Annotated in this window: 19 protein-coding genes; 4 read left to right on the top strand and 15 right to left on the bottom strand. The window is 68.5% G+C overall.

Going from position 1 to position 18,362, the window contains the following annotated elements:
• The first annotated feature begins 45 nt into the window (after positions 1-45).
• Together AJAP_RS06325 and AJAP_RS06320 are read left to right on the top strand one after the other, a co-directional pair.
• Positions 46-258, top strand: coding sequence for an FmdB family zinc ribbon protein (locus tag AJAP_RS06325; RefSeq protein WP_038508997.1), 213 nt, complete (start codon positions 46-48; stop codon positions 256-258).
• 98 nt (positions 259-356) lie between these two features.
• A complete protein-coding gene (locus AJAP_RS06320) occupies positions 357-1,277 on the top strand; it encodes a mechanosensitive ion channel family protein (protein WP_038508995.1) in 921 nt (306 codons plus the stop codon).
• Between the two features lie 34 nt (positions 1,278-1,311).
• Here the strand turns inward: AJAP_RS06320 and AJAP_RS06315 are convergent, their stop codons facing one another.
• Positions 1,312-1,695, bottom strand: a complete 384-nt coding sequence (locus AJAP_RS06315) for a DUF6401 family natural product biosynthesis protein (protein WP_038508993.1) — start codon at positions 1,693-1,695, stop codon at positions 1,312-1,314.
• Between the two features lie 60 nt (positions 1,696-1,755).
• On the bottom strand, positions 1,756-2,874 hold the full coding sequence (locus AJAP_RS06310; RefSeq protein WP_038508991.1) for a trans-sulfuration enzyme family protein: 1,119 nt from the start codon (positions 2,872-2,874) through the stop codon (positions 1,756-1,758).
• Between the two features lie 59 nt (positions 2,875-2,933).
• Between AJAP_RS06310 and AJAP_RS06305 the strand changes: the two genes are divergently transcribed.
• A complete protein-coding gene (locus AJAP_RS06305; RefSeq protein WP_016336815.1) occupies positions 2,934-3,407 on the top strand; it encodes an Lrp/AsnC family transcriptional regulator in 474 nt (157 codons plus the stop codon).
• On the opposite strand, the gene AJAP_RS06300 is transcribed toward AJAP_RS06305, so the two are convergent.
• From AJAP_RS06300 to AJAP_RS06290, 3 genes are read right to left on the bottom strand one after another with little or no spacing between them, the layout of a single operon-like run.
• Positions 3,408-4,241 (bottom strand): YwqG family protein, encoded by an 834-nt coding sequence (locus tag AJAP_RS06300; RefSeq protein ID WP_038508989.1) that lies wholly within the window; start codon positions 4,239-4,241, stop codon positions 3,408-3,410.
• A 10-nt stretch (positions 4,242-4,251) separates the two neighbouring features.
• The gene (locus AJAP_RS06295; RefSeq protein WP_038508987.1) at positions 4,252-4,611 is read right to left on the bottom strand and encodes a hypothetical protein; all 360 of its coding nucleotides are present in this window, start codon (positions 4,609-4,611) and stop codon (positions 4,252-4,254) included.
• Between the two features lie 10 nt (positions 4,612-4,621).
• On the bottom strand, positions 4,622-6,397 hold the full coding sequence (locus AJAP_RS06290; protein ID WP_038508985.1) for a 3-hydroxyacyl-CoA dehydrogenase family protein: 1,776 nt from the start codon (positions 6,395-6,397) through the stop codon (positions 4,622-4,624).
• 931 nt (positions 6,398-7,328) lie between these two features.
• Between AJAP_RS06290 and AJAP_RS06285 the strand changes: the two genes are divergently transcribed.
• Complete coding sequence (locus AJAP_RS06285; protein WP_228694848.1) at positions 7,329-8,507, top strand: IS30 family transposase; 1,179 nt, start codon at positions 7,329-7,331, stop codon at positions 8,505-8,507.
• A gap of 104 nt (positions 8,508-8,611) precedes the next feature.
• Here the strand turns inward: AJAP_RS06285 and dhaM are convergent, their stop codons facing one another.
• The 10 genes from dhaM to AJAP_RS06235 form a co-directional block, all read right to left on the bottom strand.
• Entirely contained in the window at positions 8,612-9,286 is a 675-nt protein-coding gene (dhaM, locus tag AJAP_RS06280; RefSeq protein ID WP_038508983.1) for a dihydroxyacetone kinase phosphoryl donor subunit DhaM, read from the bottom strand.
• Positions 9,283-9,906 carry a dihydroxyacetone kinase subunit DhaL gene (gene dhaL / locus AJAP_RS06275; RefSeq protein WP_038508982.1) on the bottom strand — a complete coding sequence of 208 codons (624 nt, stop codon included), beginning with the start codon at positions 9,904-9,906 and terminating at the stop codon, positions 9,283-9,285. Before dhaL ends, dhaM begins: the two co-directional genes overlap by 4 nt.
• Positions 9,906-10,907: a dihydroxyacetone kinase subunit DhaK gene (gene dhaK, locus AJAP_RS06270; protein ID WP_038508980.1), complete on the bottom strand. Its 1,002-nt coding sequence runs from the start codon at positions 10,905-10,907 to the stop codon at positions 9,906-9,908. The genes dhaL and dhaK overlap by 1 nt, the downstream gene beginning before the upstream one ends.
• A gap of 68 nt (positions 10,908-10,975) precedes the next feature.
• Positions 10,976-11,977 carry a DUF3558 domain-containing protein gene (locus AJAP_RS06265; protein WP_228694872.1) on the bottom strand — a complete coding sequence of 334 codons (1,002 nt, stop codon included), beginning with the start codon at positions 11,975-11,977 and terminating at the stop codon, positions 10,976-10,978.
• A 47-nt stretch (positions 11,978-12,024) separates the two neighbouring features.
• A complete protein-coding gene (locus tag AJAP_RS06260) occupies positions 12,025-12,288 on the bottom strand; it encodes a hypothetical protein (protein WP_038508976.1) in 264 nt (87 codons plus the stop codon).
• A gap of 10 nt (positions 12,289-12,298) precedes the next feature.
• A complete protein-coding gene (locus tag AJAP_RS06255; RefSeq protein ID WP_037342516.1) occupies positions 12,299-13,996 on the bottom strand; it encodes a sodium:solute symporter family protein in 1,698 nt (565 codons plus the stop codon).
• 164 nt (positions 13,997-14,160) lie between these two features.
• Positions 14,161-14,532: a hypothetical protein gene (locus AJAP_RS06250; protein WP_051972358.1), complete on the bottom strand. Its 372-nt coding sequence runs from the start codon at positions 14,530-14,532 to the stop codon at positions 14,161-14,163.
• A gap of 41 nt (positions 14,533-14,573) precedes the next feature.
• On the bottom strand, positions 14,574-15,911 hold the full coding sequence (locus AJAP_RS06245; RefSeq protein WP_038508974.1) for a tetratricopeptide repeat protein: 1,338 nt from the start codon (positions 15,909-15,911) through the stop codon (positions 14,574-14,576).
• 75 nt (positions 15,912-15,986) lie between these two features.
• Entirely contained in the window at positions 15,987-17,420 is a 1,434-nt protein-coding gene (locus AJAP_RS06240) for a DUF4331 domain-containing protein (RefSeq protein WP_038508972.1), read from the bottom strand.
• 147 nt (positions 17,421-17,567) lie between these two features.
• Positions 17,568-18,344: a hypothetical protein gene (locus AJAP_RS06235; protein ID WP_038508970.1), complete on the bottom strand. Its 777-nt coding sequence runs from the start codon at positions 18,342-18,344 to the stop codon at positions 17,568-17,570.
• Between the last annotated feature and the right edge of the window lie 18 nt (positions 18,345-18,362).

Genomic DNA, 18,362 nt, shown 5'->3' with positions numbered 1-18,362 from the left:
CAGCTTGCCATCCCGGCGGCCGGAAGGAGATGGGATAATGCCGGAATGCCGACCTACGCCTACCGCTGCCGCGAATGCGCCGGAACCTTCGAACTGCTGCGGCCGATGAGCGAGTCCGGTGCGCCCGCGCCGTGTCCCGAGGGCCACCAGGACACCGTCAAGCTGCTGACGACCGTCGCGCTGACCGGGTCCGCTTCCGGTCCGGCCCCTGTTCCCGCAGGTGGAGGCGGTTGCTGCGGCGGAGGCTGCTGCAGCTGACCCACCCGTTCGGGTGGCGCAACGTGTGATCGCCCGAATGGCGGGTACCCCCTTCCCACCAGTCTGGAAGCTCCAGTGGTGGGAAGGGAGAAAGTCCAGTGGCCACATCAGCACTGGCGGCCGTCGACTTCGGTCAAGGCGTGTCGAGCGCCTGGAGTTCGGTCGCCACCTTCGTCCCGAAACTGCTCGCGTTCCTGGTCATCCTGTTCATCGGCTGGCTGATCGCCAAGGCGCTCTCGAAGGCCGTGAGCATGGTGCTCGAGAAGGTCGGGTTCAACCGGCTACTCGAACGCGGGGGCTTCAAACAGATGCTCGCGCGCAGCCAGTTCGACGCGTCCGGCATCATCAGCAAGATCGTCTATTACGCGATCCTGCTGATCGCCCTGCAGTTCGCGTTCGGCGTGTTCGGCCCGAACCCGGTGAGCGCGCTGCTCAACGACATCGTCGCGTGGCTGCCGCGTGCCATCGTCGCGATCGTCATCGTGGTGATCGCCGGCGCGGTCGCCAAGGCGGTCAAGGATCTGATCGGGAACGCCCTCGGCGGTGTCTCCTACGGCAAGGTGCTCGCCACCATCGCCTCGGTGTTCATCTGGGGCCTCGGTGCGATCGCCGCGCTGAACCAGATCGGCGTGGCCACCGCGGTCACGATGCCGGTGCTGATCGCCGTGCTCGCCACGGTCGGCGGTATCGCCGTCGTCGGTGTCGGCGGTGGTCTCATCAAGCCGATGCAGCAGCGCTGGGAGACCTGGCTCGGCCGGGCCGAGGCGGAGATCCCCGCCGCGAAGGCGCAGGCCGAGGCCTACCAGCGCGGTCGCGAGGACGCGGGCCGCTCGGGTGAGGTGCCGACGGAGCGGACGACGGTCAACCAGCCGGTGTCCGCCGGGCATCACGCCGTGAACCCGAACGCGCCGACGCAGCACCAGCAGTTCCCGCCCAGCCAGGGTCAGGTGCCGCAGCATCAGGATCCCGGCCAGCGGCCCCCCGGTGGAAACATGCCCCCTCCGCCGGAGTACCGCTGACCTTCCACGGGAGCGGGTGGGGCGTCCGGCCGCCCTACCCGTTCCCGGTCGGCTGGGTCCGCCGGTCGTCCATCGAGGCGGCCAGCGAACAAACGCCGACCAGCCGCGCGGTCAACCAGTCGCTGGTGGTCCACGCGGTCAGATCGGCCGGAGCCCGGAACGTCCAGCCCTTGGCCTTCGCCTCGTCGAGCAGCCCGCGCGTGTAGCCGGCGAGCAGGACGACCCCGGCCACCGCCGCCGAGCCTTCGACACCGACCGCGAGGATGTCGCGCACCGCGGCGGAGTGCTGATCGAAGACGGCGGACAGCGCGGGCACGGCCGCCGCGGCGGCGAGCCCGGCCACACCGATCTGCTGGTGCAGCCGGGAAAGCGTGCTACGAGCCGAAGATTCCACCCAGGACGAGACCAGATCTTTCACCCGACCAGGTTAGCCAGGCCGGACGATTTGTCGACATCCCGGTGATGACGATCGCAGAACTCAGCACGCCTTGAGTGCCTGATCCAGGTCGTGCCACAGGTCCTCGACGTCCTCCAGCCCCACCGACATGCGGATGAGCCGGTCGGTGACCCCCGCGCCGCGCCGGTCGTCCTCGGCGACGATCCGGTGGCTGATCGACGCGGGATGCTGGATGAGCGAGTCCACACTGCCGAGGCTGACGGCCGGGGTGATCAGCCGGACCGCGCCGATGAGCGCGTGCGGATCGCCGTCCACCTCGAACGCGATCAGCGGACCACCGATGGCCGGGTAGTGCACGGCGCTCACGTTCGCGTGGCCGCGCAGCCGCTCGACGAGTTCGGCGGCCGTCGCGGACGCGGCGTTGACGCGCAGCGGAAGGGTCGAGAGGCCGCGAAGCAGCATGTACCCGGCGAGCGGGTGAAGCACGCCTCCGGTGGCGAAGCGGATCTGCCGCAGCATCCCCGCGTCTTCGGCGCTGCAAGCCACCACGCCACCCATGACGTCGCCGTGCCCGCCGAGGAACTTGGTCGCGCTGTGCAGGACGAACCGAGCGCCGTGCCGTCCCGGCCGCTGGAGCACGGGGGTCGCGAAGGTGTTGTCGACCAGCACCGGGACCTCGCCCGCGGCGCGCACGATCTCGGCGATGTCGACCTCGCGCAGGGTCGGGTTCGCGGGGGTTTCGAGCAGCACCAGCCCGGTGTCGGGACGCAGCGCCGAGGCGACGTCCTCCGGATCGGCCCAGGTCACCTCGGTCCCGAGCAGCCCGGACGTCAGCATGTGGTCGGTGCAGCCGTAGACCGGCCGGACGGCGACGACGTGCCGCTTGCCCTGGGCGACGGCCGCGAGCAGCGAGGCCGAAACCGCGGCCATGCCGGTGGCGAACGCGACGGCGTCTTCGAACCCTTCGAGTTCGGCCAGCGCCTTCTCGAAACGCTCGACAGTGGGGTTGCTCAGCCGCCCGTAGACCGGGAGCCCGGACAGCGAGCCCGAGGCAGCGAATTCGTCGATGCGGCCCGCCTCCTCGACGCTGTCCCGCGACGGGTAGGTCGTGGACAGGTCGAGCGGAGCGGCGTGGACGCCGAGGTCCGTGAGATCGTCACGGCCGGCGTGGACGGCTCGGGTGCGCAGCGTTGCGGTCATACCCCAGATGGTGCGATTTTCTCCGGATCGACCGCAATATCCTCGGATATCATTCGCTGATGTCGGATTCCGTCGAACTGAGCACGGTTGATCTTCGAATTCTGCGGCTCTTGCAGAACGACGCCCGGATCTCGAACAAGGATCTGGCGGCCGAAGTCGGCGTCGCACCCTCGACCTGTCTCGACCGCGTCAACCGGCTGCGCGAGCTCGGAGTGATCATCGGCCAGCGCGCCGAGGTGGACGCGGCCAAACTCGGCCGCCCGCTCGAAGCGCTCCTGTTCGTGCAGGTCCGCCCGCACCGGCGCGCACTGGTCGATTCGTTCGTCGAGCATCTGCTGGCGCTGCCCGAGGTCCGCGCCGTCTACCACCTGACCGGCCCGGACGACTTCCTCGCGCATGTCGCCACCGCGTCGGCGACCGAGCTGCAACGGCTGGTGCTCGACGAACTGACCGCCCGCGACGAGGTCGCCAGGGTGCACACGAACCTCGTCTTCCAGCACTGGAGCGGGGGACCTTTGCTACCACCCGGCTGATCAGGCGATCCGGACCTTGAACGGATGCCGCGGATCGGTGGGGCAGGTGAAGATGTTCAGCACTCCCCGGTCGCCGAACGCCCAGCACGCCGGTTCTTCGTCGTCGACCCCGCAACCGCAGCCGACCTCGTGTTCCTCCGTGGCCAGCGCGAGCGTCTGTCTCAGCTCGGCACCGCACTCCCGGCAGCCCAGGTCGACGCGTTCGGCCACGTGCCAGGCCGTCCAGCCGCCGATCTTCGCGTAGTGGTCGAGTTCGGGCCAGCCCTCCGGGTCTTCGCTCGCGCCTTCGGGGATGCCGAGCGCGGCGCGGGTCTCCGGCGGGAAATCGCAGAGGCGCGGCAGCTCGTCGATCGAGCACGGTTCGAAGACGCACGGTTCCGGCAGGTAGGCGGCTTGGGCGTCCTCGGGGGCGGGCGGCGGCTCCGCGATGTCCCCCACCTCGGCGGAATCGCGCCACACCAGCCGGACGGCGGGGCCGCGGTGGTACGGGTTGTCGTGTTCCAGCGGGCAGAACAGGATCTGCAGGACGTCGGTGCCCTCCGGGAAGGGCAGCTCCGGGAAGTCGTCGCGGAAGAACTGCGCCGCGCCGACCATCGCCGGGACCGGCTCGTCGAGCGGATGCCCGCCCGGCCACGCGTCGTCGGACGCGTCGGGGTCCGGCGGCCAGGTCACCGGGCACTCCGGCCATGGCTCGTCCGACGGCCAGAGCAGCGGCCCGCCGAAGTGGCTTTCGTCCGGACGGGGCAATCCCGGCGCGGGGTGCAGCCGGATGGCCGTCCGGACCAGGTCGTTCAGACCGGGGATGGGCACCCCGTCGTATGTGAGCTGACGCACTCCCGGGAGCTTAGAGGTCCGGCAGCGGATCTTCAGGTTTTCCCCGCATGATCTCGGCATCCGCGGCGTGCACGACGGAGATGTACTCGTCGTCGATCTCGTAGTCGACGCCGTTGAACTTGAACCACGGGACGGTCGAGGTGTCGACCGGCCCGATCCGATGGTTCCGCAACGTCGTCGCGACGACGCGTTTCGGCATCTTCCGGCTCAGGTACCCGGTGGTCAGGATCGTGATCGTCTTGCGTGTCACCGCGAAGAACACTCCGGGGTTGGTGCTGCCGAAGACGTCGGCTGGGAACACGTAGTGGATCTCGTCGTCCGGATCGAGGAGTTCCTTGATCCGTTTCCTGACCCCCGCGGAAACCGGCATGGCATCCAAGTTACCGCGCCGAGTAGTCCTTGAACCCCTTCCCGGTCTTGCGGCCGAGCCGACCGGCGGTCACGAGGTGCTCCAGCAACGGCGCCGGCGCGAAGCCCTCTTCGCGGAACTCGTTGTACAGCGTCCGCTGGATCGCCAGCGAAACGTCCAGCCCGACGACGTCGAGCAGTTCGAACGGGCCCATCGGCAGCCCGCAGCCCACCTTCATCGCGGTGTCGATGTCGTCGGCTTCCGCGTAGTGCGCTTCGAGCATCTTCACCGCGTCGTTCAGGTACGGGAACAGCAGCGCGTTGACGATGAACCCGGCCCGGTCGCCGCAGTGCACGGGGTGCTTGCCCACGGCAGCGCAGACGGCGTCGACGGTCGCGATCACGTCGGGAGCGGTGGCGATGGTGGAGACGACCTCGACGAGTTTCATCACCGGCGCCGGGTTGAAGAAGTGCACGCCGACCACGTCGGAAGGCCGCGAAGTGGCGGCCGCGCATTCGATGACCGGCAGCGAGGACGTGGTCGTCGCCAGGACCGCGCCCGGCTTCACGACGTCGTCGAGCGCGGCGAAGACGGCCTGCTTGACGGCCAGGTCTTCGGCCACCGCCTCGACGACGAGGTCGACGTCGGCCAGTTCCTCGAACTCCACCGCCGGCGAGATCCGGCCGAGCGCGGCGGCGGCGTCCTCTTCGGACAGCTTGCCCTTGACGACGGCCTTGTCCAGCGACTTCTTCACCCGCGCGACCGACGCCGCGGCCTTCTCCGCGCTCCGGGCGCGCAGGATGACCTCGTAGCCGCGTTTCGCGAACACCTCGACGATGCCCGTCGCCATGGTCCCGGTCCCGACGACGCCGACCTTGCGCACTTCGCGCGCCGTCGCAGTGTCCACTGTGGACTTCGTGACCGCGTCGGTCACCGTCGGCGAATCGGGCTCGTCGTAGGTGTAGAAACCCCGGCCCGTCTTCCGGCCGAGCAGCCCGGCGGTGATCATCTGCTTGAGCAGCGGCGCCGGCGCGTGCAGCCGGTTGCGCGACTGGTGGTACATCGTGTCGAGGATCTCGTACGCGGTGTCCAGCCCGATGAGGTCGAGCAAAGCCAAGGGCCCCATGGGATATCCGCAGCCGAACCGCATCGCCGCGTCGAGGTCCTCGCGGGTGGCGTAGCGCTGCTCGTACATCCGCACGGCGTGGTTGAGATACCCGAAGAGCAGGGCGTTGGCGATGAACCCGGCGCGGTCGCCGATCACCACCGGGGTCTTGCCGAGCCGTTCGGCGAACGCGACGACGTCGGTGACCACGTCGGGCTCGGTGACGACGGTGCGGACGACCTCGACCAGTTTGAGGATCGGCGCCGGGTTGAAGAAGTGCATCCCGACGACCTTGCCCGGCCGCGCGGTGTGCACGCCGATCTCGGTGATCGACAGCGAAGAGGTGTTCGAGACGAAGATCGTGTCCGGACCGGTGATCTTGTCCAGCTGCGCGAACACGTCGGATTTCGCTTCGAGGTTCTCCGGGATCGCCTCGATCACCAGGTCCACATCGGACAATTCCGCCAGCGACGTGGTGTACCGGATCCGGTCCAGGAGCGCGCTCCGGCCGTCGGCGTCGAGTTTGCCGCCGGACACCGCCCGTTCGGTCGAATGCTCCAGATGACCCCGGCCGCGGTGGACGCCGTCGTCGTCGATCTCCACCGCGACGACCGATACGCCGCTCCGCGCGAGCACCTCGGCGATCCCGGCACCCATGGTGCCGAGACCGATGACTCCCACACTCGAGATTTCCCGCGCCACAACCGGCCTCCGGAGGTTACTCGCTGGTAGTTTCTCCGATCGTGCCATGCCGGGGCGCGGAAAGCAGCGGCTGTCACCCTCCGAATCGAGTAAGTGTCACTCGCGGACGAGGGCTGAAGGACGCTTTTCCTCCGGCGCCGATGGCCGGATCAAGGGACCTTTGCTACCAGCTGGCCGATGTCCGGCGCCGATGGTCCGCCAGCGACGACCCTCAAGTCCGTGAAGGCCTCCTTGAGGGACCCGTATTTGCTGACCCGCTGGCGTGGCCGGGGCCGAGTGTGGAGGATTCGGGACGTTGTGCGTCCTGAATCCTCCACGGTCGACCCCGTCGGTGAGGCAGGCGGGCAGTGAAGCTCATGCCGGCTGTCGTCTTGGGCGAGCGGGGAAGATTCCAGCCGTCCAACGTCCAGGATCTTCCCCACTCGGTCGTCCACCCCGAGGCGCGACCGGCACGATCAAGGGTTCAAGACCAGGACGGCCACCGCGACGATGAAGGAATCGGGACACTCAACGTCCCAATTCCTTCATCGTCATCCCTCGACGACAACCGGACTCTCACTCCCACGCAGATCGGACGTAAGTACACAAATGAAGGCCTCCTTGAGGGACCCAGAGTCCCTCAAGGAGGCCTTCACAGACTTGAGAATATGGACAAACCTTCGCAAATCGGGCAATTCACCACAGCAGGCGTCCTCTATGGACAATCAGGGAAGCGCCTGGTGCGTGAAGGCCTCACCTCACCCACCGAAGTTCTGCCTCCGGCGAGGGCCAAGTACATGAAGGCCCCCTTCACCTTGGGTTCTAGTGGTGGTTGCAACACCTGAGTTGTTCAGGGGTTGTGTTGTTCGAGATCCGTATGGATCGGTCGCCTCAGGGGCCGAAGAAGCTGCTTGCCGAGCGCCGGGCATATCTTGATCTTGTGGCGCAAGGGATGGGCACTGCTGAGGCGTGCCGGATCGTGGGGATCAACCGCCGGACCGGGCATCGGTGGCGGCAAGGACGCGCGAGTCAGACGGGGCGGAAGGCCGGCAGGCCTTCCGCCCCGCCGTCGTGCCCGTCCGTGCCGGAGTCGCCTTCCTCGGACCGCCTGCCTGCGGGCGGAGCACGGGTTCCGTCCACCTGGTTTCTGTCTCAGGACGAGCGGCTTCTGATCGCGGATCTGGCGCGGGCCGGGCACGGCCCCCGGGAGATCGGCCGCCGGATCGGCCGCCCGGCCTCGACGGTCAGCCGGGAACTGGGCCGCAACGCCGATCCCGCCAGCGATGAGTATCTTCCCTATTCCGCGCAGGCCCGGGCCGACGCTCGCCGGCCCCGGCCCAAACCTGGCAAGATCGCGGCCAACCCCGAGCTGCGGGACCGGATCCAAGACATGCTGGACGACCGGTGCAGCCCCGAACAAGCCAGTAACCGGCTGCGCCGTGATCACCCCGACCAGCCGGAGCTGCACGTGGCCCACGAAACGATCTATCAAGCCCTGTATGTCCAAGGCCGCGGCGAGCTGCGCCGCGAACTCAAAGCCGCGCTACGCACCGGCCGCACCCAGCGCAAACCCCGCGGCAACGGCGAGCAACGCCAGCCCCGGTTCACCACGCCGATGGTGATGATCAGCGACCGCCCGGCCGAGGCAGACGACCGCGCCGTCCCCGGCCACTGGGAAGGCGACCTCATCATCGGCGAGAACGGAGCATCCGCGATCGGCACCCTGGTCGAACGCTCCACCCGCTACGTCATGCTCGTCCACCTCGGACAATCCCGCACCGCCGAACACGTCCGCGACGCCCTCGTCACCACCATCACAACCCTGCCCGAACACTTACGCCGCTCCCTCACCTGGGACCAAGGCGCGGAAATGGCGCGACACCACGAATTCAGCATCGCCACCAACATGCCCGTCTACTTCTGCGACCCCCACGCACCCTGGCAACGCGGCTCCAACGAGAACACCAACGGCCTGCTCCGCGAATACTTCCCCAAAGGCACAGACCTGAGCGTCCACACCCCCGACCACCTCACCGCCGTCGCCGCCCAGCTCAACCGCCGCCCACGCAAAACGCTCGGCTGGGACACCCCAGCCGAGCGCTTGACCAAACTCCTCACCGAAACCAGTTGATCACCCGTGTTGCAACCATCCCTGGAATCCACCCACCGCGCTAGACGCAAGGAAGGGGGCCTTCATGTACTTGGGGCGTCCGTGAAGGCCTCGACGCCCTCAGCTCACTCGCCGAAGTTCTGCTCCACCAGATCCTTGACCTTGGTGAGCGCTTCATCGGCCTGCGCGCCCTTCGCGCGGACCTCGATCCGGTCGCCCTGGCGCGCGCCGAGCGCCATCAGCGCGAGCACGCTGTTGGCGTCCGCGGTCTCGTCGCCCAGCCGCACGGTGACCTGCGCGTCCAGCCCCGCGATACTGCGCACCAGTACCGCGGCCGGCCGCGCGTGCAGCCCGACGTCGTTCCGCAACGTGAGTTCGACACTGCTCTCGCCGTCCTGCGCGCCTTCGTCGAACGTCAGGTCCGGCGGTGCGCCCGCCGAGGCGGCCGCTTCGGCGACGGCCTTGCGGTCCGCCCCGCCCTGCGCCGCGACGGCGGCGGCGATCGCGCCTTCGACCAGCGGCGCGTCCACGACGACCGCGGCCGACGGGTCGGCGAGCGATTCGACCGCCAGTTCCGCGGTCATCTGCGCGCTGCCCAGGTCGTACAGCAGGACGACGCCCGATCCCGAATCGGCGCGCTGCGTCGCGGCGACGACCTCGTCGTAGTCCGTTCCGATCCCGCCGTCGGCCAGGCCGCCCGCCGCCGCGATGGTGACGTCCGGCGCCATCTGCGCGGCGAGTTCCGCGAGTCCTTCGGCGAGTTTGGAGCTGTGGGAGACGAGCACGATTCCGACGCTCACTTGGCGGCCTCCGCGAACGCGCGCAGCAGCAATGCCGTCGAGCGGGCACCGGGATCCATATGCCCCTTCGCCCGCTCGCCGAGGTACGACGCCCGCCCCTTGCGCGGGACGAGGTCCACAGTGGACTCGGCGCCCTTGTCCGCGGCGTCGGCGGCCGCGGCCAGGATCGCCGCGACGCCGTCGCCGACGGCCTCCTCGGCGGCGGAGACGGCGGGGATCAGGGCGTCGACCATGGTCGCGTCTCCCCCGACGGCCTTGCCGCGCGCCTGCACTCCTTCGAGCGCCGCGCGCAGGGCCTCGACCAGCAGCGGACCGTCCACTTCGGCCGCGTCGCCCAGTTTGACCGACGCGCGCAGGAAAGCCGTGCCGTACAACGGGCCCGCCGCGCCGCCGACCTTCGAGATCAGCGTCGTGGCGGCGAGCTTCGCGACCGCGGCGGGGGTCTCGGGCGTGGCGGAGTCCAAAGCGGACACGATGGCAGTGAAGCCCCGGTCCATGTTCTCGCCGTGGTCGGCGTCGCCGATCGCGCGGTCGAGGTCGACCAGTTCGGCACGATGCTCGGCGATCACCGCGGCCGCCGCCCGCAAGGCGGCGGCGAGCGTCTCGGCGGTGCAGGCCATCAGACTCCCCACCTCAGGGCCGGGGTGTTCACCGGCGCGTCCCACAACTCGGTCAGCTCGTCGTCCAGTTTCAGCAACGTCAGGCTCATCCCCTGCATCTCGAGGCTGGTGATGTACGGCCCCACCAGCCGCCGTTCGACCACGATCCCACGCTCGGCCAGCAGCCGCTCGGCGATCCCGTGGGCGAGGTACAGCTCGACCAGCGGGGTCCCGCCCATCGAGTTCGTGAACAGCAGGACCTTGTCGCCCTCGGCGAAGGGCAGGTCCGTGACCACCGCTTCGACCATGCGCGCGACGAGTTCGTCGGCCGTCGTCACGGCGGTGCGCTCGATACCGGGCTCGCCGTGGATGCCGATGCCGAACTCGATCTCGTCGTCGGCGAGGTCGAAACTCGGCTCGCCCGCGTGCGGCACGGTCGGCGCGGTGAGCGCGACCCCGATCGACCGCACCTGGCCGATCACCTTGCGTGCCAAGGCCTCCACCGCGTCCAGCGTGTCGCCCCGTTCGGCGGCGGCGCCGGTGATCTTCTCCAGCAGCACCGTGCCGCCGACGCCGCGACGGCCGGCCGTGTACGTGGAGTCCTTGACCGCGACGTCGTCGTCGATGACCACGCTGCGCACGTCCAGCCCTTCGGCGGCGGCGAGTTCCCCGGCGGTCTCGAAGTTGAGCACGTCACCGGTGTAGTTCTTCACGATCAGCAGCGCGCCCGCGTCCCCGGTGGTCGCCTTGACCGCGGCTTCCACGGCGTCCGGCGTCGGCGAGGTGAACACGGCGCCCGGGACGGCGGCGGCGAGCATGCCCTGCCCGACGAAACCGCCGTGCAGCGGCTCGTGCCCGGAACCGCCGCCGGAGATCACCGCGACCTTGCCCGCCACCGGCGCGTCCACACGTACCACGATCGCCGGGTCGTCCTCCACGCGCAGGACGTCCGCATGCGCCGCGGCGAGTCCGCGCAACGATTCCGCGACCACCGTCTTCGGGTCGTTGATGATCTTCTTCAAGGGTGGCCTCCGGCCGTCGGCGGGTGGGGTGCCCCCTTCCTACCTCTCCCGGCCGGATGCCGCCAGCGTCAGGGCTTCGGCAGCTTGGAGATCACCGATTTGGCGATCTTCGCGGCCTTCCCGCACGACACCGCTTCCTCAGGCTTCTCGTCGTAGTTCTTGTAGATCACGCTGACGATCTCGACATCGTCATCGACCCACGGCTTGTGCTGCCATTCGATCTTGCACTCGGCGGCGTTGCCGCTGCCGAACTTCTGGTACCCGGCGACGCCGTCGAGGTCGACCTTCTTGGTCCCGTCGCGTTCCTCCGGCGGAAGGCCCTTGCGGAAGTTGATCGAGATCCGCGGGTTGGAGCCCGGTGTCCAGTCGCAGGAGTGGAAGGAGGTCAGCTCGGCCGCGCCGTGCGGCACCACCTCGTTGAGGACGGCGGTGTCGGCGGCGGTGCACGGGTCGACCGCGGTGAGCGTGCCCGCGGCGGCCGGGTACTTCGCCGGTGACGCGTGCAGGCTCTTCACGGCCTTCGCGGCCACCGCACGCCCTGTCGCGCACGGGTCGCCGCCGTCGTAGGTGACCGAGAAGCTGATCCCGCGCTCGGGCTTGCGCAGGGTCATGATGCCGACGTCGCAGCTCTTCCCGTCCTTGTCCTTCCGCTCGATCTGCGGCAGCCCGTCGACCGCCGAAACGGTGACGCCGTTGATCGAGGAGAAGGTCGACGCGCCGATCTCGACCCTGACCGTGAGGGCCTTGCCTCCGGCGTCGACGGCCTTCGCCCGGCAGGTGCCGAACGAGGTGAGATTCGACGTCGGGTCCTCCGGCGTGCCGAGGCCGCTCATCACTTCCTTGTTCACCAGGCCGCACGGGTCGATCGTGCGCAGCACCGCGGGGGTGACCGCCGGATCGTTGATGTCCCCGTCGGGCACCGAACCGGAACCGGAGCCGGGTTCGGCGGCGACGGTGGTGCGGGCGAAGTTGGACTTGCCGAGGTTCTGACCGCAGGCCGAGAGCACGCCCAGTGTGGCGACCAGGGCCAGCACGGACGCGATCCGGCGACGTCGAGCGTTGAGCAGCACGAGATGCACGGTAGCCGGAGCCCCTCGCCGCTGTCCGGACAACCCGGCTATTCGCCGCTCTCGCCGTCGGTGCTCGGCGGCACCACGATGGGCCGCAGCTTCGCCCAGAGCATGAACAACGCCGCGAACACCAGCATGCCGATACCCGCCCACAGGTTGATGTTGACGTCGGCGGCCTTGGCCAGCTCCTCCTCGGTGGTGAAGCCGATGCCCATGATCGTGAGCACCAGCCCGTAACCGCCGATGAGCAGGGCGATGATCAGCCGGATGTCGAAGACGCCGGCCTTCTTGGGAGCTTGCGAAGCAGCCATCTCCGGCCTCCTAGAAGATGATGTTGAGCGCGATGGTCAGGATCAGCACGATGCCCGCGAGCAGGCCCGGCTTGCGGTACCAGCCCGCGTCGTCGCCCGTCTCGTCGTGCTTCAGCGACTCCTTCGGGGTGAGGGAGTAGACGAGGCCGACCAGCTGGGCCTCCGGCTTCGGCGCGGTGGCGAGCGAGACCGCGACGCTGACCGCGATGTCCACGACGAAGGCCGTACCCGCGGCCACGAAGCTGATGCCCTGCCCGGTGAGCCCGAGGACCCCGGCCTGCGACAGCAGCCACACGGTGATCGCCGAGGCGGTACCGGATACCAGGCCGACCCAGCCCGCGGTCGGCGTCATCCGCTTCCAGAACATGCCGAGGATGAAGGTGGCGAACAGCGGCGCGTTGAAGAAGGAGAACAGGTCCTGCAGGTAGGTCAGGATGTTCCCGGAGTTCGACGCGATGAACGCGGTGCCGATGGCGAGCACGGTGCCGATGGCGGTGACCAGGCGGCCGAGCCGGAGGTAGTAGCCGTCCGACTCGTTCTTCTTCACGTACGACTGCCAGATGTCGTAGGTGAACACGGTGTTGAACGAGCTCAGGTTCGCGGCCATCCCGGCCATGAACGAGGCGAGCAGACCGGCGAGCGCGACACCGAGCATGCCGTTGGGCAGCAGGTCGCGCATCAGCAGCAGGATGGCGTTGTTCGCGGTCACGCCGCTCGGCGCGTCGCCGCCGTCGAGCAGGACCTGCTTGTCCTGGACGTACTCGGAAACGGTGACCGCGGCGATCATGCCGGGGATGATCACGATGAACGGGACCAGCATCTTCGGGAAGGCGCCGATGATCGGCGTCCGCCGCGCGGCCGACATGCTCTTCGACGCCATCGCGCGCTGGACCTCGACGAAGTTCGTGGTCCAGTAGCCGAAGGACAGCACGAAACCGAGACCGAAGACGAGACCGAGGATCGACAGGAAGCTGTTGCCGAAGCCGGTGAGGTTGTCACCCGGCCACGAGTGCAGCTGCGCGTCGCCGCCGGGGCTCGCGGTGACCTTGTCGACCAGGCCCTGCCAGCCGCCGACCTTCACCAGCCCGACGATGGTCAGCGGCAGCAGCGCCGCGACGATCACGAAGAACTGCAAGACCTCGTTGTAGATCGCGGCGGAGAGACCGCCGAGCGCGGTGTACGAGAGCACGACCGCGGCCGCGACGATGATCGACACCCACAGCGGCCAGCCGAGAAGGAGGTTCACCACGCTCGCGAGCAGGAACAGGTTCGCGCCCGCGATGAGGATCTGCGCGCTCGCGAAGCTGATGCCGTTGACCAGGTGGGCGGGTTTGCCGAACCGGCGGAGCATGAACTCCGGGACACTGCGGACCTTCGAGCCGTAGTAGAACGGCATCATCACGATGCCGAGGAACAGCATCGCCGGGATCGCGCCGATCCAGAAGTAGTGCACGGTCGGCAGGCCGTAGAGCACACCGTTGGCCGACATGCCCATGATCTCGACCGCGCCGAGGTTCGCCGAAATGAAGGCGAGACCGGTGACCCAGGCGGGCAGCGACCGGCCAGAGAGGAAGAAGTCGAGGCTGCTCGAGACCGACCTCCGCGCCATGTACCCGATGCCGAGCACCAGCGCGAAATAGAAGGCGAGCAGGACGTAGTCGATCGGACTTGCGTCGAGCCGCAGGTTCGCATCGGCCAGCACGTGCAACCGACCCACCTCCATAGTGAAAATGTCCACGAGAAACGCCGGTATCGCGTCAATCGCGGACCATACTGCATGGATTCAGGAACGGCAGTGCGGGTGCGCGACGAGTGCCCTGAAGTGTCTGTTTCAGGGCGATTCTTGACAATTCCTGTCCGGTCGAGGCGCACTCAGGGACGTTTCACCTTTTCCTCGTCCGCGCCCAGTGCGATGTACACGTCGATCCATTGGCGATCGATGTCGGTGACGTCGCCGCCGTCGCAGTACGGTTTGGACCCGTTCGCGGTGTAGTAGCGGAGCAGGGCGAGGGTCTCGTCGGTGCGCCGGATCGAGTCGTCGGTGTAGCGGGGACCCGGCGCCCGCGGCTGATGCTTCATACAGGTCAATTCGGTCACGACGCCCTCGGTGGTCTCGTCGTCGAACCGTGGCCCGGCGTCGGCCCCCGTCTCGGAGCACGCCACGACTACGGCGAGGAAGACCAGCGTGCTCAGCGCGGCGCCGCGCAACCGGCGCGGAACCCTTTCGGTGGGCAGATTGCGCATGGGTGGGCCGCCTTTCCGGTCGTGGTCCCGCCGTCGCGGACTCATCCGGCACCGCCGAGGTTCGCCAGCGTGGTGCGTGCCGTCCGCGCGTCGGTCAAGGAGAAGTTCGGATTGATGCGCAGCGCTTCGGCGAGCGCCTTGACGGCTTCGCCCGGCCGTCCGAGCGCGGCGAGGATCATGCCGCGGTGGTAGGAGAACGAGGCGCTGCGCCAGCCGGTGCTCGCCGCCCGGTCGGTGAAGGTGAGGGCTTCGGCGTTCCGGCCGTTGAGGTGCAGTGCCCAGGCCATGGCGTCGGCGACGAACACGGGTTGCCTGCGCTCCCATTCCGCCTGCGCGAACCGGAGGGCCTGCACGGCGTCGCCGCGGTCCGCGGCCACCAAGGACGCTTCGAGGTCCACGTTCGCACCGGAGTCGACTTCGAGGCGTCGCTGCTCCTCGAAGAGCTCGTACTGACGTGCGGCGGATTCCGGTGCCCCCGACGCCGACAGCAGCAGGGCGTACTCGCGCAGATTCCCCACGTTCGGCTGACGGGCCACGAGATCCCGATAGCCGGCGAGCGCCTTGGCGGTCTGCCCGCGTGCCGCCGCGACCTTGGCCTTTCCTTGCTGGAGCGAGGTTTCCTGCGGCAATGCGCGCTCGCCCGCCTCGAAATGCAGCTGTGCGGTGTCGAGATCCCCGTTGTCGAAGGCGAGTTCGCCGAGGAGATTGCGGCAGAACGCGACGTCGCTGGGATCGACGGCGTCCGCCAGTGCCCGATCGAGCGCGTGCCGGGCGTCGTCGACACGACCGTGTATTTCGAATTCGTAGGCGGCGCGGGTGAACGAGGAGACACCCGGTTTCAGATCGAGCATCCGCTGCAACGCGGCGGTGGCCGCGGCCGTGTCCCCCAGCTGGGTGTAGGCGTCGTTGAGCACGCCGTGGATCTCGGCGTTGTCCGGCAGCGCGGCCTTCGCCTTCTCGCCCCAGTCGCGAGCGCCGGCGAAGTCGTGCCGCGCGTTGGCGAGCGCGCCCATGCCCGCCAAGGCGATCCCGTTGCCGTCGGGCTGCTGCCCCAACGACTTCCGCAACGCCTCTTCGGCCTTCGGGAAGTAGGCCGGGTCGGCCTTGACCCGGGCCGCCTCGACATAGGCGGCGCCGAGTTCGGCCCAGGCCCGCGGATCCTGCTCGTGTTTCGCGAGCTTGGCTTCCGCCGTCCGGACCGCCCTGTCGAGAGTGCTCACGCCGCCCTGCGGCCCTTCGCCGAGGACGGGTTCGGGCGGGATCAACGCGGCGACACCCACGGTGAGCAGGCTCGCGCCGAAGACCGCCAGGAGCGCGAACCGGCGAGTGCGCTTCCCGAATCGGATACCTGTCGTGCTTTCGGGGACGTCGTGGGACATCGGGTCCGCCTTCCGCGGAGATGGGGGTGGTGGCCGCCGCCGGGGGTCAGCGGCGGCCACCGAGGGGAGGGGGGATCAACGGACGGTCGAGTTGACCGCCTTGTTGTTCGGCAGGGCGACGTACGGGAACACCGCGCCGAACGGGACGTCGTTCCGGTCCACCCGGTCGCCCGCGGCGAGTGCCTTGACGATGCCGCTGACCGCCGCGCCTTCCAGCGCCTGGACGCTGATGTCGAGCGCGTCGTCGGCCAGCCGACGGCCGTTCGGGAACCCTTGGAGGTCGCCGCCGAGGACACCGAGCCGGCTGGGCTGCGCGGTGACCGGGATCGACGTGTTCAGCCGCAGCTGCTCCGACGGCGCGAACCGCGCCGGGTTGACGTCGGCGTTGTTGAGCTGCGAGTTGAGATCCAGGTTGATCTTGTCACCGGATTTGGTGGTGATCCCGGTCAGGAAGATCTCCGTCAGATCGTCGCGGGGTTTGGCGGGCGCGGGGATGCCGTAGATCCGCTGGACGAGGTCCGGCACCTCCGGATTGGTCACCTTGTTCACCAGCGCGGGCACCGTCCGGTCCTGCTCCGGCAGGAGCGAGTTGAACCGGTCCTTCAGCCCGGCGGGCACGACGACCTCGTTCACCAGCGGGTTGCCCAGGCGCGAAACCTGGACGTCGGCGCCGAGCGCCCGCTCCGCACCGGGGGTGCGCAGCGTGATCGTCTTGCGTTCGGTGTCGCTCCAGACCCCGATCACCGGGTTCCTGGCCGGATTGCCCCCGAGCGTCAGCGCGCTCTTGGGCAGCTGCAACGCCACGGTGTTCACGTTGAAGCCGGCCAGCGTGTCCTGCCCGACCTCGGACAGGTTCTTCCCGTAAAGCAGGTCGAAGATCCGCAGATCCAGGAAGAACGGATCGTCGGCCTGCCCGGCGAACGTCTGCCCGCCACCGGGGACCGGGGTGATCGCCTGGTTCCGGAGCACGCCGTAGTTCGGCATCGACGCCGGGCCGACGTTCGACGGCGCGACCCTGCCGTTGGTGACCAGGTTCGTGGTCCGCCCGGTCCCCCGGTCGATCACCGAGAGCGTGTAGAACTGGCGGAACAACAGGTCCTCGTCGTCCAGCGAAGTGACCGGATCGTCGTTGTAGAGGAAGGTGTCGTTCCCGCGCCGGTCTTCGGTGCGGAAGGTCCACCGGTAGGTCAGGTCCGCTTTCGCGTCACCGTTGTTGTCGATGTTGATGTCGTGGTTCGCGTCCGTGGCCCACGGGTAGAAGTTCGGTCCCCCATTGGGTTCTTCGAACGGATACCAGTTCGCGATCAGGGTCACGGTGTCCGGCTTGTCAGGGCTGACGAACGCGTACACGTCGGTGTTGTCCACCGCCGGGTCGCCCGAGATCAGCGGGGCTTCCCGGTGGCTGGAGGCCGACGCCGGGGCGGCGAGGGCGCTCGCGAGCACCATCGCCCCGGCCAAGAAGATCGAGACGGTCGCTCGCCGGCGGCGAGCGAGATGGGATGTAGCCATTTCATTCCCCTTTCACCGAGGCCGATGGTGCCCGCCGTCGTCAGTGGGGATGTTGTGGAAGTGTTGTGGCGCCGGGAAAAGGGCGCGAAAAAGGGCCGCTCCCGGCGTTTCCGCCGAGAACGGCCCTCTCCCGTGACCGGTGGGGGTTTACCGGTCCGTGGGCAGGCCCACTTCGCCGTCCTCCTTGATCAACCGGGCGAGGACGTCGTCCGGCATGTACGTGCGGTGCGGGTAGCCCGGACCCCACGAGTTGAGGAACGGCACGGCACCGAGTTCGTCGGCACGCGGATTGCCGAGGACCTCGTGCACCTCCTCGACCGACGTCGCCCAGCGATAGGCCTGGATTCCGTTCTTCACGTCGGGCGTGTAGGCGGCCCGCTTGACGTGATCGTCGTCGGCGTAGGTCTCCGACCACGGGACGTGCCCCAGTTCGAGCAGGACCTCGGCGGCGGCACGGCACGAGGTGCCGTTGTTGTCCCCGGGGTTGGTCTCGTCCCATTCGTCACGCATCTTCGACTGGTCCCACAGCCACCGCGCGGCGTAGAGGTCGCCGTTGAACATCGACATGCAGCGCGACCAGCCGAAGCCGACGCACGCGCCTTCCCGGCCCTGGTCGTAGAAGGCGTACTGTTTTTCGCCGTCGGTCGACTCACCGGGTTCGAGGCAGACGCAATGCCCGCCGCGGATCCTGGTGAGCGATTTCGCGCCGCCCTTCGCGACGAAGAATTCGCCGGACTTCTCGTCCTTCTCCGGTACGTCGAATTCCTTGTACCAGTTGACACCGATGACGACCGGCGACCGGGTGGGCCGGTCCTCGGTGGCCAGCGCGGTCAGCGGATAGCGCTCGACGTGGCGCCAGTCGTCCGGGACGAACCGGCCGAGCCTGCCGTCCGCCGGGTCACTACCGATCGGGCGATAACGCATGGGATCCTCCTATCCCTC

This window comes from Amycolatopsis japonica, from assembly GCF_000732925.1.
GTDB classification, from domain to species: Bacteria; Actinomycetota; Actinomycetes; order Mycobacteriales; family Pseudonocardiaceae; genus Amycolatopsis; species Amycolatopsis japonica.
The sequence above is the reverse complement of the archived record's forward strand: the minus strand, read 5'-3'. Positions and strand labels throughout refer to the sequence as shown.

What these genes read in the sequence shown, in the direction of transcription:
- AJAP_RS06260 (WP_038508976.1), bottom strand. Translation starts at nt 12,288, where the DNA reads ATGGCTGCTTCGCAAGCTCCCAAGAAGGCCGGCGTCTTCGACATCCGG.
- AJAP_RS06245 (WP_038508974.1), bottom strand. Translation starts at nt 15,911, where the DNA reads ATGTCCCACGACGTCCCCGAAAGCACGACAGGTATCCGATTCGGGAAG.
- AJAP_RS06240 (WP_038508972.1), bottom strand. Translation starts at nt 17,420, where the DNA reads ATGGCTACATCCCATCTCGCTCGCCGCCGGCGAGCGACCGTCTCGATC.
- AJAP_RS06285 (WP_228694848.1), top strand. Translation starts at nt 7,329, where the DNA reads ATGGGCACTGCTGAGGCGTGCCGGATCGTGGGGATCAACCGCCGGACC.
- AJAP_RS06325 (WP_038508997.1), top strand. Translation starts at nt 46, where the DNA reads ATGCCGACCTACGCCTACCGCTGCCGCGAATGCGCCGGAACCTTCGAA.
- AJAP_RS06310 (WP_038508991.1), bottom strand. Translation starts at nt 2,874, where the DNA reads ATGACCGCAACGCTGCGCACCCGAGCCGTCCACGCCGGCCGTGACGAT.
- AJAP_RS06235 (WP_038508970.1), bottom strand. Translation starts at nt 18,344, where the DNA reads ATGCGTTATCGCCCGATCGGTAGTGACCCGGCGGACGGCAGGCTCGGC.
- dhaL (WP_038508982.1), bottom strand. Translation starts at nt 9,906, where the DNA reads ATGGCCTGCACCGCCGAGACGCTCGCCGCCGCCTTGCGGGCGGCGGCC.
- AJAP_RS06250 (WP_051972358.1), bottom strand. Translation starts at nt 14,532, where the DNA reads ATGCGCAATCTGCCCACCGAAAGGGTTCCGCGCCGGTTGCGCGGCGCC.
- AJAP_RS06305 (WP_016336815.1), top strand. Translation starts at nt 2,934, where the DNA reads ATGTCGGATTCCGTCGAACTGAGCACGGTTGATCTTCGAATTCTGCGG.
- AJAP_RS06295 (WP_038508987.1), bottom strand. Translation starts at nt 4,611, where the DNA reads ATGCCGGTTTCCGCGGGGGTCAGGAAACGGATCAAGGAACTCCTCGAT.